Below are 14,147 nucleotides of genomic sequence, written 5' to 3'. Positions count from 1 at the left end.
TTTGTTGCTTCTAAACTTATTATAACATAAAATAAGAACACACGTTTGTGTTTTTTGTGAATTTTTTTGCAAATAAATAAAAAAGCAGAAGCGAAATTTCCGCCTCTGCTTTTTTATTTATTGTTGGTTTTTAGAGGAATCAGGAACGGCACATTGACCATCTGCACAAAAGGCATCATCTGCACCTTCTGGAGACAGGCTCTTCAAAGCGGGAGTCGGATTTTCTTCTTCCCACACTTGTTGGAGAGCTCCTACGAATGTTTCAGCTGGCTGTGCGCCTGAAATTGCATATTTTTGATTGATAACAAAATACGGAACGCCGCTAATGCCATATTGCTGAGCCGTTGCTTCATCACTGCGCACTTCATTTGCATATGCGTTTTTATCCGCGAGAACTTGACTTGCTTCTTCTCGATCAAGACCCGCATCTTCAGCAAGGGCAATCAGCGTCTCTTCTTCACCTAAATGTTTTGATTCAGTAAAGTATGCGTAAAGCAGCTTTTCTGTTATGGCTGCTTCTTTTCCTTGAGCTTTTGCAAATTTAGCTAAGCGGTGAGCATCAAATGTATTAGTTGGCTTCATATCGTCAAAATTAAAGGATAAGCCCACACTGGCTGCCTGCTGTCCAATACCTTCATTTGCTTGTTTCGCTTGTTCAATCGTCATTCCATATTTAGCAGCCAGAGCTTCATTAATCGTTTTACCAGTATTAACTGGGGCATTTGGATCTAGCTCGAAGCTTTTAAATTCAACCTGCACATCATCTTTGTGTGCAAATTGCTGAAGCGCTTGCTCTAATCGGCGCTTTCCAATATAACAAAAAGGACAGACAAAATCTGACCAAACTTCTATTTTCATCGTGACACCTCTTCAATTCAAGATAATTCTTATCGTAGCATACCTTTGAAGAAACTCCATCATAACTTGCTCAAACAAAGCAAAAAACAGGGTGTGGATTTACATACTAAGTATATTAAATCAACTTAAATAAAAGGTTAAAGGTGTGTAAAGATATATAAACTTCCATTTACAATGCATGAAAGAGGCTTTCCTCTTAGCTAATTAGTGCTTGGCGGAACTTCAAGCCAGCCTTTTTTGATCATAATTTCTGTTGCTTCGCTTGCATATTGAAACGCATCTTCTCCTATCAGCATCATTTTAGCCACAATATCTCTTCGAAAACTAAATGCTGCTCCAAATGCCTGACTTCCAATACTAAAATTATTTAGTAAAATATCGCATGTCAGCATCAAACGATCGGAAAAAGCAGGCGTTTCAGAAGTCGTTATGCTTCCTGTTGAGGCAACAGAAGGTGAATATCGTCTTGTATAATTACTTCTTCTAGACGCGTAATAATCTTTTTACTGAGCTCTTTTCCTTTCAAAAAATGCTTTTTCACTTCGGCATCTTTAGCCGTTTGAGAAAAAGCCTTCATTAACTTCACCCCGACAATGTTTGTTTCGACTCCATGATAAATCTGCGCTAGCTCCATCGTATTTAATACTCTTTTGTCCGCAAATACATTTAAGCCGCTTAGATATTTTCTATCAGAAACAAACTAAACGGTAGTTGGCATTGGAATATAGGGTGGGCGTGATAAAATTCCTTTTCTCAATAAGTACTGCGTACAGGAATCGTAACACTCTTGCGTAATTTTTGTTAAACCTTGATAAAATTTCACCACATCTTCTCTGTAGGCCTTGCCTAAACTTAATGTATACATCCCCATGCTAATTTCTTTAATAACACGAAGAAATATAATATCAAACCCGTTAGTAAATAGTTTTGGGGCTTGTACATTTACGTCTTGAGATGAAAGCCCCGTTGGCACTACGGCCCCTTCTTTTTCAAATATTGTTTTTATTTTTCGTATGTATATGATAAGCTGCTCACGCAAGTCCGTCATAATTGTTTTAGCATCTTCATCATCCGCATGTTCAATCATATAATCCAACAAGCAAATAATTAACGTTTTCTGCTGATATGTCATCCACAGCGTCCCAATTTCGCTTGAGGTAATACTAGGTTTGTCAGCACTGTTACTTCCCTCCGCTTCTTCAGCTTTGTTGAGTACGTCTGCTTCTTTTAAAAGAGAGCATACTCATTGTACATTTACTTATCATTATGCTATCCAACATTCTTTTTTTTATTTAAGCCTTTGACAAACAGCTTTTGAGCAACAAAAAAGAGGCTAGGACAAAAGAATTTTAGACGAAATAAAAAACGAACCATTAATCAAGATGTTTGATTCGTGGTTCGTTTTGTTGGTTATGGTAAACGTAGGTTTAATGTGTGTAAGTCTTTCTAGCAGTTGATTGAAGGGAAAGACGAAGACTCCTGCAGGAAAAGCGGAACAGGTGAGACCCCTCAGGAGCGTATGCGACGAGGAAGCTCAGCGGCCGCCCGCGGAAAGCGAAGTCTTGCACGGAAATCAACTGCGGTGTCACAAGCGGTTCAGCTTATGTATCCCATTTGTTCGTCTTTCAATTGGAGTTATTTCGTTATGTCTCAACCTCTTTTTACCTTACGCACGGAACGAATACATAACACCTGTCAATTTCTCAGATACGCTCCATAGTTTTTCCGCTACGTCCGGTTTAAATAAAACATCTCCCATCCTATCTTTTACAGGATATCCTTTTTTAGCATCTTTTCCGTCTGGCCCAATATATGTACCGCCTTCTATTGATTCAGTGGCTGCATAAAGAGTAGGTAGCGCTCCCATTTCTGCAGATTGACTAAATAGCTTGACTAAAAATTTCAGCAAGCCGTTTGGCTCTTTACCTGAACCGCGTGATAATAGGTTAGTATTCGAAATACCTGGATGGACAGCGGCACTAATTGTCGTTGATCCGGCTGCTTCTAAGCGGTTTTGCAGTTCTTTAGCAAACAATAGGTTGGCGAGTTTACTTTGCCTATAGAACTTCATTGGACTGTAGCCTTTTTCCCCGTCTAGATTATCAAAATTGATTTCTCCAGAATTAGCAGCTATACTGCTTACCGTTACGACTCTTGAATGTGGAGTTGTCATTAGTAAAGGAAGCAGCAAACCCGTAAGCGCAAAATGCCCTAAATGATTACAGCCAAACTGCAGTTCAAATCCGTCTTTCGTTTTGCTGTGAGGCGGAACCATCACGCCTGCATTATTAATGAGAAGATCCAAAGACGAGTATTGTTGAAAAAATTGATTGGCAAAATGCCGAATAGAGCTCAAGTCACTGAGATCTAATGACATAATAGTCACTTTAGCATTTCCGTTATCCGCTTTAATTCTCTTCTTAGCTTCTTTCCCTTTTTCCTCATTACGCACAGCAAGAATGATTTCTGCTCCGCGAGCTGCTAGAGCCCTTGCTGCTTCAAACCCAATACCGCTGTTCCCTCCCGTTATAAGGGCTGTTTTTCCCGTTACATCGGGCATTCGTTCAGCTGTCCATTTTGTTATCATATAAGTTCTCCCTTTCAGCTATAGCTGTTTTTCTAGAATTTACGCGTCTCAGTCACACTAAATTAACGTTTTTTTAAAATTAAGGTATGTATAAAGTATAATGTCTTCAAAACAAAAGGGACAAGCTTTTTCAAAGCTTGTCCCTTTTATATGTTTATGTGGTTCGCGGGGAATCGTAGCGTCCAAACCAGTCGTATCGGTTTGTGGAGATCCATTTGTACAGAGGACTAAACGCTTTTTTCATCAATGGTAAATGCAGTAGCACACCTATTGGGAATGTAAGAGGCAAAACAGCTAAAAGCCGTCTGACCGTTTCAAATCCTGCTAGAACTTCCCCTTTTTTGGTCACCATATGAATTTGATCATATAAGTCTCTTCCCTCTTCTTTTAAATAACTATACTCCGTTCGTTCAATGTATTGAACTGGAATCCACTGGATTTGGTTCGTCCAGTCCAAAGCTTTAATTATTTTTTTTACGTTGTAACATAAAGGACATTCCGCATCAAAAAATACTTTGTGCTTCATTGTTTCCACCTTTCTTCCTTTGTTTCTTTTTCCTTAGTTTATAAATACCCTTTTCTCCTTTTTAATAACCACCATTAAGAGGCACTTCTTGTGTAGCCTGGCTTTAAAGCGAACATTTTTTGTGGGGTTTCTTTTGTGAAGCCGCGAAAGAAGACAGGATTTTTTTATAAAATATCACTTTTTTGGTTTAAAGCGCTAAAAACATGTTAGAATAGATTTCATATTGATTTGAAGCACTAGGTGCACGCATTTAGTCACATACTAAAAAGGACTAAATAAATTTAATGATAAAAGGTAAAGGTAATGTCTTCATAAACTTATCATGGAAGTAGGTTTATAAATAACGAATAAAAAAGGAGGAATGGGTGATTACTTTTATCCAGTTCATATAAGCTTTTTTACGTAAGGATGTGTAAACGATGAAAAACAAGTACATGCTGTCAGCTTCAGGTATGTATATTAACTACTTTCTACTTGGCATGGTCAATATCATGCTTGCATCAAATATGTCATTTTTGACAAAACAATTAAATACCGACGGTGCTGGAATCAGCTATATCATTTCTGCTATCGGAATTGGAAAATTGCTTTCGTATTCTCTATCAGGCATCTTGTCTGATAAATTCGGACGAAAGCCTTTGATTATTGTTTCGTCTCTGACGATGGTGATTTTTTTAATTGGTATTCCATTATCGCCAAATTATCAAACAGCCTTTATCTTTGCCATTATTGCTGGTATTGCAAACTCTGCTATGGATGCTGGAACGTACCCTGCTTTGATTGAGGTCTTTCCTAAATCTTCAGGTTCAGCCAGTGTTCTTGTAAAAGCATTTATCTCAGCAGGAGCAGCGCTTCTGCCGTTTATGATTGCCTTTTTTGCAGATCGTGATTTGTTTTATGGGTATGCTTTTTTTCTTCCTGCTCTTATTTATTTACTAAATATGATCTTTATGTTCAAACTGCCTTTTCCCAATCATAAACGCGAACAGAGTACAGTTCAACAACAAAATACAGCAGAGAATAAATTTATCTCTGCTCCTAAAATGAAACAAGAAGGAATTGCTCTTATTGTGATTGGATTTACTTCTACAGCGCTTTTTACGGTGGCTCAAATTTGGCTCCCTACTTATGGTCAACAAGTATTAGATATGGCTGAAAGCAGCTCGGTCCGCCTTTTAAGCTACTACAGCATCGGAGCTTTAATCTCTGTTTTAGTATTAGCTGTATTATTAAGCAAAGTGCTTCGTCCTGTAACGGTTATTCTCGTTTACCCGATGATTACCCTTATAGCCGTACTTACACTTCTGTTTGTTAAAGTACCTGCTATTGCAATTGCAGCTGCTTTTTTCATGGGATTTTCTACGGCTGGGGTCTTTCAATTAGCGATTACTGTTATGACCGAGCTTTTCTGGAACAAAAAAGGAACGGTTACTGGAATTGTCGCGACGGCTGCTGGATTAGCTGCTATTTTATTGCCTTTAGCAACAGGGCTCATGTCTAAAACAGGACATATTTCAATCATCTTTATTTTTGATGCGATGCTTTCAGTAGTAGGCATGGTGGCTGCTGCTTTTGTTAATTACCGCTATCGAAAAATTTTAAATAAAAACCGTAGCGAACAAATTCAAGAAACAGCATCATAAAAAAGAGGCTGGGCATACTGAAATGAATCTACCCCAAAGACGAACAATCTGGATACATGATCTGGACTGCTTGCTCGACCGCTGTTGCTTTCCGTGCAAGGCTTCGCTTTCCGCGGGCGGCCGATGAGCCTCCTCGTCGCTTGCGCTCCTGCGGGGTCTCATCTGTTCCGCTGTTTCCGCAGGAGTCTTCGCCTTGCCCTCCAACCAACAGCTAAAAGCACCTGCGTTCATCATGATTATAAAAAACACGAACTATTTATCCATTTTTGATAGATAGTTCGTGTTTTAATTTAATGAAACTACTTTTTTTCACCCTCTTCTTAACTTTTCAACTCATTTCCTCAGCTGATTTTTGCTTCATAAACAGAAACATCACACCTGAAATAACTGCAAAAACAGCTAAAATGTAAAAAGTAGAAGGCAACGGAATCACGCTAACTAGTGACCCCATAGCTAAGCTGCTGAAGTTTGTATAGCGGTCATATACGCAGTCGTGGCTAGTCCAATTTGACGTGGGGCCAGTGATTGAGCATACACCATTCCAACTCCCATCGTAGCGGATAGAATAAAGGCATAAAATATCTGAAGCGCAATTAATCCACTAAGCGGTAAATGAAGGCTTGTTAAAATAAAGCACTTGGCAAGCAATTCCAATGATAAAGAATCGTTTAACTCCGATCTTATCAGAAAAATAGCCCCCTAATGGCATAAATACTAGCTCAAAAACAGATGTTACGGTAAAGAGAATACCTACAATTGAAACGGATTGCTTTAACGTATCTGTTACATACAGCGGCAAATACATAGAACGACCGGAATCCCCCGCACAAATGAAAAGAGCTGCTACGAATACAGCTATTAATACAGAAGGTATACCGGCTGGCGCTTTTGAAGATGCATGAGCTGAAGTTTGAGGCATACTCTCTTCTTTAAGCGCAAAAAGAACCCACACTAAAGTTGCTAGCGATAACAGCCCCGATAGTAAAAATAAAAGAGTATACCCTCCGTGGTCAATGATTAAAGCGCCAAGCATAGGTCCAAAAATATAGCCTTGTGAAAAAGCCATTCGCACGGTACCAGTAATCGTACCTGCCTGCGATTTGCTTTCTTCCTTTTTAACAATAAAATCATTCAGCAGGGCAAAGAAAAAAGAAAACGCATTAAACCCTCCTATAGCAAGTAAAATAAGTGCTATTGTATAGGAATGCGTAAATGCTAACGGAACTCTTGAAATGGTTCCGATCAATAACGCCCAAATAATAAATGGCTTTCGTTTACCCCATTTGTCTGATAAAGAAGCTAAATAAAACGAGACCATCAAACCAATAATGCTCATCGGGACAAATAAAAACCCTGCTTGAAACGAAGTGGCATGCAATTTATTGGTTGCCCAAAACGTTAAATACGGCATAAAGCCGCCAACAGACAATCCGATAATAAATAATGAAATAAAAATTGTTCGAAAATCCCGGTCTGTAAATACAATCTTTATGCCTGATACAAACGAATTTTCTGCTTTCGACATAAACTCATTTCAACCCTTTCTATCCAGCTGTTAAACGTTCAATTTCCGCAATAAAATGCACCTTTCTTCAAGAAAAATTAGAAGAAAGGTGTGTAAATGAAGGTTATTTTCCAATTTGTACAGCAATTTTTTCTTTTTGTTCTTCCTTGTTGATCAGCTCTTTGAATTTAGTTAAAAGAGGTGCTTTTAATTCTTCATCTTTTAACGCAAAAGCAAGGGTCGTAAAAATAAAATCTAATTTTTCCCCTGCATCATAACGCTCGCCTTCGAATTCGTAAGCATAAATAGAACGGTCTATATTCATGCGTTGAATAGCATCCGTTAGCTGAATTTCCCCGCCTTTTCCAGCTTCCTGCGTTTCAAGATAATCAAAAATGTCAGGTGTAAATACATAGCGTCCAATAATTCCTAAATTAGACGGAGCTTCTTCGACTGATGGTTTTTCTACAAAACCATTCACTTCGTATAATCGGTTTTTATTTGCTTTTGGATCTATAATCCCGTAACGATGAACGGATTCTTCCTCTACGCGCTGCACGCCGATAACTGATGATTCCGTTTGGTTATACTGGTCAACCAGCTGTTTTAAGCAAGGCTGGTCTGGATCTGTTAAGTCATCTCCAAGTAAAACTGCAAACGGTTCGTTTCCAATAAACTGTCGAGCACAGCCAATCGCATGGCCAAGGCCCTTCATTTCTTTTTGACGAACGTAATGAATATTCGCTAGTTCAGAAATATGCTCCATTTCTTCTAATAGTTCGGTCTTTCCTTTTTGATGAAGCAAGTGTTCTAGTTGAATATTATGGTCAAAGTGATTTTCAATTGCTTGTTTCCCGTTTCCTGTAACAATTAAAATATCTTCGATTCCTGATTTTAAGGCTTCTTCTACAATAAATTGAATGACGGGCTTATTTACAATTGGAAGCATTTCTTTTGGGATAGATTTTGTAACGGGTAAAAAACGAGTACCTAACCCTGCTGCTGGTATAACTGCTTTTTTTATAGTCTGCATATTAGTTACTCCTCTCTTTTAGTTATCTAGCTGCCTTACATCTATTACGCTTTAACAGGCAGCATCTTGAAAATTTCTTTCACTCCTTGCTTGTATCCTCCCGCTGAGCGAAGTGATTCTCCAATTTGTTGTGCATGCTGTTTATATGTGTGAGTAGTTAAAACGTCGTTAACTGTATTTTTGATTAGCTCAGCAGATACATTATTTTTATCTAATTTTACACCTGCTCCTAACTTCTGTACGCGATCGCCAACCATAAATTGATCCACTGCCATTGGAATAACGACAAGCGGCGTATCGTAGTATAAACCTTCACTGCTGCTGTTCATTCCGCCATGAGTAATAAATAAATCCGCACGTTTTAAAATTTCTAGCTGCGGTACGTATTGTTTCACAACGAAGTTTTCTGGAATATGTGCTAATCCTTCAGGTTTTGTATTTTTACCAATAGATAAAATAACTTTACCCTCAAAATCTTTTAATGCTTCTACACATAAGTTATAGATTTCTAGCTGCTGATTAAAGATAGTTCCCATAGAAACAAAAATAATTTTTTCATTTTCATTCTGTAAGTAAGAAGGATCTTCTATGTCTAGTCGTTTAACAATTGAAGGACCAATAAACTTGTACTCACTCGTAAATTCAGATACGTCTGGCTGAAAGAATTCTGACGTAAATACTAGCGTAATATCCCCAGGATTCGACATAATGTCCATGGAATCTTTTAACTCAGTATTATATTGGTTGTTGAACTTATTTAATGATTTTTCGAATTGAGGATAAAAGGAAGATTGGTCAGCTTCTGTTTGATCAATTGGCATCATACAAGTTGCTAACTCTTTATTTAACGCAAATGTCGTACAAAGAGAAACCTTCGGAAGCTGAAGAAGGTCGGCCACAGCGGAACCTGCTAAAAGGTGATAATCATAAAGTACATAATCATATGTTTCATGTTTCGTTTCACTCATAATTTTAGTAATAATATTTTCAGATTCATTTAAAAACAAATTCATTATTTCATAGCGGTCATAAGACTCTTCTTTGGTCATCCGGTTGCTCATATCAAGACTTGGACGAAAATCTTCGTATTCACGAAATTCCGCGCCTGATTTTCGAATTTTTTCAGCATAGTCTTCAATGCCGTAATAGACGACCTTTTCCCCTTGAGCCATCAATTCTTTTACAATTCCTAAAGAAGGGTTCACATGCCCTTCACCTGGAAAGCCTATTACTAATACATTTCCCATAACGTTCATTCCTTTCACTTAGTTAATAATTAAATTACTTAATTGTTCATTTAGTAAATTTATTGTATAGAAACTGAATTTACTATAAATTATCTTTATCGTAAAGTCATTAAGCGTTTTCAACTAAAAAAAGGTTAAATAGGTTCATTTTGGAGTATAGTTATAAATTAACTCAAGAAAAACAAATATTGTAAAATTTATCTCGTTTGTAAATAGATGTATGCGCTTCATTATGATACAAATAAAAAAACACACCTCGCTAAAATCAAGCAAGAGGTGTGTTTTTGATTTAAAAGTTGTATAACTCCCATATATCTGAGGTTTCTGAACCGATATACCAAGCTGCCGCCCCACCTAAATGATAGTCATTAATTAATTTAACCCGGCGCTGCATAGATGCTTTGTCTTCGAGCCATATTTGATGCTTCGTACCATTTTCCGTGTATTCTACATAGTACTGTGAGGCTTGGCTATCCCATTTTTTAGTTAACTTTTTAGAAGAGATAACCGCTTCGGCTTCTTTCATCGTTAAGTCTTTTGTGACAACTTTTTTGGTCGATAGGTCCGTTTTCCATTCTCGCGTATAAAAAGGAACTCCCAGCAGGATTTTGTGTGCAGGTACATCTTTCATAAGAAGTTGTGTGCCTTCTTTCACCCAAGGCAGTGAAGCAACAGATCCTGGAACTTGACTTCCTCCCCAGTGTTCTTCATATCCCATCATAATGACATAGTCTGCCACTTGACCAATCTGTTTCCTATCAAAGCTTCCCGACCAAAACGGATCATTATTTTCTCTTGTTACGTCTACTGAAATAGTCATACCATGAGGTTTTAACGCTACTTTTAATTCTTTAATAAATAAAACAAAATCTTGTTTGTTTTTGATATTAATATTTTCAAAGTCAACATTGATCCCATCGCTGTTTGTTTTTACTAGCGAACTTTCTATTGACGATACAAGCTTTTGCCGCTTTGCTTTGTTACTTAGCACATCACTTGTAAGCACATCATCAAAATTGTTACCAATAAGCGGCCAGACTTTTTTGCCGTTTTTATGAGCCGTTTGAACATATGATTCATTTATAGAAGATGAAACAACTTTGTCATTCCACGTTAGCGTAAACCAACGAGGTGAAACAACGTCTAAATTCTTTTGCTTCATCGATTCTGTGTAGCCTGCTGTTTTTTCATTAAAGCTCCAACCCATAACTACAGGCTGATGCTTCTTTTGCGCTAAATCAGATTTTTTGATCCAGCCCTTTTTCCCTTCCAAAAGCTGTACTTGTACATAGTAATCAGGAATAATAAGCATTTGTCCGGGCTTAATATTTGTGGAGGATAGCTGATTTAACTTTGTTAATTCATTCGCTTTTACACCGTACTTTACGCAGATTTTCCAAAGCGTATCTCCTGATACTACTTTATGTAACAAGCCTTTTGGTGGTATTTTCAGCGTTTGCCCTGGAATCAGCTCCGTCTTTTTTAGCTGATTTTGTTTTATTAGATCACTGACTGTTACACCGTATTGCTTAGCTAGTAGCCATAGTGTATTTCCCGGCACTACCGTATGAGTAGTAACTTGAGCTGCATCTCCAGCTTCAAATGAAATGACAGGAAATTCTTCTCCTTTTTTCACTGTCTGCATAACAGAAGAATGTAAGGAAGGAGAACGATATACGTTTACGTTGTCACCTTTGACAGTGCCCACTGAAGAAGCAGCGGCTCCTTTACTCATCGGGGCCAATCCTCCACTGAAAAGACAGAGAATAATCAGGCTCATATATATTTTCTTCATTTTATAATTTCGCCTCCCCACTTTTTGACATCACCTGTCTAGTTTACTACTCCTATAAGATAGAATCCTAGAGGTACATTGTGGTAAAGAAACGTCTGGGTATACGTAAAACTCAAATAAAAAAGCTTACCGTCCGATGACGATAAGCTTTCGTTTTTTATGCATTTCCCACTACATTTTGATCCTTAATATCCATATCAATTGTATTAGCGGTACTGGCACTGCTTGTAATATTCATAAAATTCCCTGTGTTCCCGCTGCCAGAACCGACTGTTGTAAAAGCTGTACTTTTTGGCTTAATAGCCAGACAATCACCAAACTCCACTGAAGATGAAGCCAATACATTCGAGATATTTACGGCTCCTACTACCGATGGCATCTGCCTCTCCTCCTGTTCATTATCTGTCTGCTATATGATATGAGCAGAAGGCCAAAAAGTAGCTTTTTCATCTTTTTAATTTTATTAAGGATCAATTCGTTTATACCTTGATTCTGTAAACATATATACTCCGTATGCCATAAGCCCGATTGATACGATAGCCAGCAGTACAGACCCAAAAGGACGCTGTGCTACTTCAGCAAGGGCTCCATCTAACCCTTTCGTTTCGTCTGGATCCGCTTGAAGAGCCGTGCGAATAAGAAAGAAACCAATAATGCCAAAGACGATACTTCGAGCAATAATACCTGCTTTTCCAATATGCCCGCTCCATCGCCACTCTTCTTTTGACATTTCGTTTTTCTTTAGTTTTTTCAGGAAGCGCCCTGAAAGAGCCCAATATACTTGTCCAATCCCAAAGATAATAACGCCGATACCTGTAAGCGCAATGATGGTTTGTCCAAAGGGATAAGATAACAACTTGGCTGATACCGTTTGATAATGCTTACCTGACGTATGAACGTGAGCATGAAGCAAAATTTTTACCGAACTCACACAAAGGCTAATATAAAACGTGGCTACAACTAAATAGCCTAAACGAGTAAAAACGCCTTTTACCCCATGCCCAACGTGGTGAGGATCAAAAATAGCAGAAATGATTTGCCAAAACGCATATCCACTTAAACCTACTGCCAAAACAATTAAAATTAAAAATCCAAACGGCTGCTTTGCAATTGTGTGTAGGGCTCCTTGAGAAGTAACTAAATCGCCTTTTAATCCGAAAGCTGTCTGAATCGCTAATATACCGATGATAAAATAGACCACACCTTGAGCCACATGACCAAACCGTGAAAAACGCACGACAAATGGCTTAGTACGTTCTTTTAAGCGATGTAACTTTCGACCAAACGTCTCTTTTTTAACAAATGGAGATTCACCCATACGTTTCCTCCTGCTTTTTGAAAACAAACTTTATTTTATAAAACACCTGAAAATAAGCGCGCAAATGACTCTTTCGAACGTTCTACTAAGCTTCGCTTGTAAAATGCTACTGGTTTGATCAAATGACTGTCTTCAATATCTTCTTCGTAATTTTTGATGAGCGTTTGAATCGTCTCTCCCTCAATTAAAAATGCATTAACTTCAAAGTTCAGATGAAAACTTCTCATATCCATATTTGCAGTACCGACCGAAGCCATATCTCCGTCTATAATCACAATTTTTTGATGCAAAAACCCTTTTCTATACGAATATACTTCAATTCCACATCGAAGAAGTTCAGCAAAATATGACCTCGTTCCATATTGAGTCAGAAAGCCATCATTAATTTCTGGTACCATAATTCGTACCTCTACACCTTTTCTAGCCGCAATACGAAGGGCGGTTCTTATGGCTTCATTTGGAACAAAATAAGGAGTTGAAATCCAGATTGATTTCGTCGCGCTTGTAATCATAGTATAGTAATAATCACTCATATTTTCCTGCGTATCCGGCCCCGTCGCCACCACTTGCACAAACCCTTCTCCTTCGACAGGATGAGGCTTTGTATATGCTTCATCGTTAATTAAGCATTCTCCAGAAACGTATTCCCAATCGAACATAAAGATCGAATGCAAGGTTTGAACAGATTCACCTTTTAGCATCAGATGAGTATCTCTCCAAAAACCAATTTTTTTGTTTTTCCCTAGATACTCATCTCCAACATTTAATCCCCCTACAAAACCTACTTCCCCATCAATTACGACTATTTTACGGTGGTTTCGAAAGTTGAATTTTTGATTGAAAAATCCATACTTAATAGGTAAGAAAGGATGCACTTTAATATTCGCTTTTTTCATTCGTTTAATATCTGAACCCGATAGTGTAAAACTTCCCATTGTATCGAATGTAAAGCGCACTTCTATACCTTCGCTTGCTTTTTTTATTAAAATATCAATGATTTCTTTTCCTAGAGAATCTGAGTGAAACATATAGTATTCCATATGAATAAACTGTTTTGCTGATTGCAAATGCTTTTTGATTTCATTAAACGTTTCTTGCCCGTTCTTAAGGACGTAGGTTTTTGTATGAACATTCATCTTCGTCAAAGATACACATTGAAGATACTGAGCAAAGTAACGCTGATGCGATTGAAGCGGGGATAGATCAGGCGTCGTTTCTTTATCTGCCATCTTTCTAAGCATCTCTCGGTTATGCATACGCTTTTTTTTGAACATATGCCCCTTTAAATAGAGCTGTCCTGAATACAAATAAAAGAAAAAGCCTGCAACAGGGAAGAAAAAGAGGACATACATCCAAACCAACGTACTTTCAGGCGTTCGATTTTCAAGCATAAGTGAATACATACAAATGAAAATGATGACACCATATAATCCAACTAAGGCATACTTCCAATGAACATCAATAGAGGTAAAAAAGAAAGCATAAATGGAAAGTAAAATAATAAATAAAAAAATAAAATCCAACCGGCGTTTTTTCATAAAAGCTCTCCTAAAAACAAACTGTATTGTATCACTTGTCTATCTTTCATATGAGGTAGTATATGGAATATACAGAATTCTTATCATGAATGCTACAT

The 14,147-nt window shown here is 37.7% G+C and carries 16 protein-coding genes; 1 reads left to right on the top strand and 15 read right to left on the bottom strand.

Annotated features, from left to right (window positions below; all coding sequences use genetic code 11):
* Positions 1-117: 117 nt before the first annotated feature.
* From ACN6NE_RS18525 to ACN6NE_RS18500, 6 genes are all read right to left on the bottom strand, one after another.
* Positions 118-858 carry a DsbA family oxidoreductase gene (locus ACN6NE_RS18525; RefSeq protein ID WP_474326423.1) on the bottom strand — a complete coding sequence of 247 codons (741 nt, stop codon included), beginning with the start codon at positions 856-858 and terminating at the stop codon, positions 118-120.
* 200 nt (positions 859-1,058) lie between these two features.
* On the bottom strand, positions 1,059-1,250 hold the full coding sequence (locus ACN6NE_RS18520) for a DUF3231 family protein (protein ID WP_474326420.1): 192 nt from the start codon (positions 1,248-1,250) through the stop codon (positions 1,059-1,061).
* A gap of 35 nt (positions 1,251-1,285) precedes the next feature.
* On the bottom strand, positions 1,286-1,492 hold the full coding sequence (locus tag ACN6NE_RS18515) for a DUF3231 family protein (protein WP_474326418.1): 207 nt from the start codon (positions 1,490-1,492) through the stop codon (positions 1,286-1,288).
* Positions 1,493-1,558: 66 nt separating this feature from the next.
* Positions 1,559-1,990 carry a DUF3231 family protein gene (locus tag ACN6NE_RS18510; protein ID WP_474326415.1) on the bottom strand — a complete coding sequence of 144 codons (432 nt, stop codon included), beginning with the start codon at positions 1,988-1,990 and terminating at the stop codon, positions 1,559-1,561.
* 534 nt (positions 1,991-2,524) lie between these two features.
* Positions 2,525-3,445 carry an oxidoreductase gene (locus tag ACN6NE_RS18505; protein ID WP_474326413.1) on the bottom strand — a complete coding sequence of 307 codons (921 nt, stop codon included), beginning with the start codon at positions 3,443-3,445 and terminating at the stop codon, positions 2,525-2,527.
* Positions 3,446-3,599: 154 nt separating this feature from the next.
* On the bottom strand, positions 3,600-3,971 hold the full coding sequence (locus tag ACN6NE_RS18500; protein ID WP_014460871.1) for a thiol-disulfide oxidoreductase DCC family protein: 372 nt from the start codon (positions 3,969-3,971) through the stop codon (positions 3,600-3,602).
* A 419-nt stretch (positions 3,972-4,390) separates the two neighbouring features.
* On the opposite strand from ACN6NE_RS18500, the gene ACN6NE_RS18495 reads away from it, so the two are divergent.
* Positions 4,391-5,614 (top strand): MFS transporter, encoded by a 1,224-nt coding sequence (locus ACN6NE_RS18495; RefSeq protein ID WP_474326410.1) that lies wholly within the window; start codon positions 4,391-4,393, stop codon positions 5,612-5,614.
* Positions 5,615-5,642: 28 nt separating this feature from the next.
* On the opposite strand, the gene ACN6NE_RS18490 is transcribed toward ACN6NE_RS18495, so the two are convergent.
* From ACN6NE_RS18490 to cls, 9 genes are all read right to left on the bottom strand, one after another.
* Complete coding sequence (locus ACN6NE_RS18490; RefSeq protein WP_474326407.1) at positions 5,643-5,822, bottom strand: hypothetical protein; 180 nt, start codon at positions 5,820-5,822, stop codon at positions 5,643-5,645.
* A 120-nt stretch (positions 5,823-5,942) separates the two neighbouring features.
* Positions 5,943-6,065: a hypothetical protein gene (locus tag ACN6NE_RS18485; RefSeq protein ID WP_474326405.1), complete on the bottom strand. Its 123-nt coding sequence runs from the start codon at positions 6,063-6,065 to the stop codon at positions 5,943-5,945.
* A gap of 150 nt (positions 6,066-6,215) precedes the next feature.
* Positions 6,216-7,139: an MFS transporter gene (locus ACN6NE_RS18480; RefSeq protein ID WP_474326402.1), complete on the bottom strand. Its 924-nt coding sequence runs from the start codon at positions 7,137-7,139 to the stop codon at positions 6,216-6,218.
* Positions 7,140-7,242: 103 nt separating this feature from the next.
* Complete coding sequence (galU, locus tag ACN6NE_RS18475; RefSeq protein ID WP_474326399.1) at positions 7,243-8,151, bottom strand: UTP--glucose-1-phosphate uridylyltransferase GalU; 909 nt, start codon at positions 8,149-8,151, stop codon at positions 7,243-7,245.
* 44 nt (positions 8,152-8,195) lie between these two features.
* Positions 8,196-9,398, bottom strand: a complete 1,203-nt coding sequence (locus ACN6NE_RS18470) for a macrolide family glycosyltransferase (RefSeq protein WP_474326397.1) — start codon at positions 9,396-9,398, stop codon at positions 8,196-8,198.
* A 289-nt stretch (positions 9,399-9,687) separates the two neighbouring features.
* Entirely contained in the window at positions 9,688-11,133 is a 1,446-nt protein-coding gene (locus ACN6NE_RS18465) for a LysM peptidoglycan-binding domain-containing protein (protein ID WP_474326394.1), read from the bottom strand.
* Between the two features lie 217 nt (positions 11,134-11,350).
* Entirely contained in the window at positions 11,351-11,572 is a 222-nt protein-coding gene (locus ACN6NE_RS18460) for a spore germination protein (RefSeq protein ID WP_346254471.1), read from the bottom strand.
* 84 nt (positions 11,573-11,656) lie between these two features.
* On the bottom strand, positions 11,657-12,511 hold the full coding sequence (locus ACN6NE_RS18455) for a DUF1206 domain-containing protein (protein WP_474326391.1): 855 nt from the start codon (positions 12,509-12,511) through the stop codon (positions 11,657-11,659).
* 35 nt (positions 12,512-12,546) lie between these two features.
* Positions 12,547-14,049 (bottom strand): cardiolipin synthase, encoded by a 1,503-nt coding sequence (cls, locus tag ACN6NE_RS18450; RefSeq protein WP_043979361.1) that lies wholly within the window; start codon positions 14,047-14,049, stop codon positions 12,547-12,549.
* Positions 14,050-14,147: the final 98 nt, after the last annotated feature.

Source organism: Priestia sp. 53B2 (genome assembly GCF_056099005.1).
The sequence above is the reverse complement of the archived record's forward strand: the minus strand, read 5'-3'. Positions and strand labels throughout refer to the sequence as shown.

Bases quoted from the DNA above. Each gene is read 5' to 3' on its own strand.
- ACN6NE_RS18470 (WP_474326397.1), bottom strand. From the start codon at position 9,398: ATGGGAAATGTATTAGTAATAGGCTTTCCAGGTGAAGGGCATGTGAAC.
- ACN6NE_RS18455 (WP_474326391.1), bottom strand. From the start codon at position 12,511: ATGGGTGAATCTCCATTTGTTAAAAAAGAGACGTTTGGTCGAAAGTTA.
- ACN6NE_RS18460 (WP_346254471.1), bottom strand. From the start codon at position 11,572: ATGCCATCGGTAGTAGGAGCCGTAAATATCTCGAATGTATTGGCTTCA.
- ACN6NE_RS18525 (WP_474326423.1), bottom strand. From the start codon at position 858: ATGAAAATAGAAGTTTGGTCAGATTTTGTCTGTCCTTTTTGTTATATT.
- ACN6NE_RS18480 (WP_474326402.1), bottom strand. From the start codon at position 7,139: ATGTCGAAAGCAGAAAATTCGTTTGTATCAGGCATAAAGATTGTATTT.
- cls (WP_043979361.1), bottom strand. From the start codon at position 14,049: ATGAAAAAACGCCGGTTGGATTTTATTTTTTTATTTATTATTTTACTT.
- ACN6NE_RS18505 (WP_474326413.1), bottom strand. From the start codon at position 3,445: ATGATAACAAAATGGACAGCTGAACGAATGCCCGATGTAACGGGAAAA.
- ACN6NE_RS18465 (WP_474326394.1), bottom strand. From the start codon at position 11,133: ATGAGTAAAGGAGCCGCTGCTTCTTCAGTGGGCACTGTCAAAGGTGAC.
- ACN6NE_RS18500 (WP_014460871.1), bottom strand. From the start codon at position 3,971: ATGAAGCACAAAGTATTTTTTGATGCGGAATGTCCTTTATGTTACAAC.
- ACN6NE_RS18515 (WP_474326418.1), bottom strand. From the start codon at position 1,492: ATGGAGCTAGCGCAGATTTATCATGGAGTCGAAACAAACATTGTCGGG.
- ACN6NE_RS18495 (WP_474326410.1), top strand. From the start codon at position 4,391: ATGAAAAACAAGTACATGCTGTCAGCTTCAGGTATGTATATTAACTAC.
- ACN6NE_RS18510 (WP_474326415.1), bottom strand. From the start codon at position 1,990: ATGACATATCAGCAGAAAACGTTAATTATTTGCTTGTTGGATTATATG.
- galU (WP_474326399.1), bottom strand. From the start codon at position 8,151: ATGCAGACTATAAAAAAAGCAGTTATACCAGCAGCAGGGTTAGGTACT.
- ACN6NE_RS18520 (WP_474326420.1), bottom strand. From the start codon at position 1,250: ATGCTGACATGCGATATTTTACTAAATAATTTTAGTATTGGAAGTCAG.
- ACN6NE_RS18485 (WP_474326405.1), bottom strand. From the start codon at position 6,065: ATGGGGTCACTAGTTAGCGTGATTCCGTTGCCTTCTACTTTTTACATT.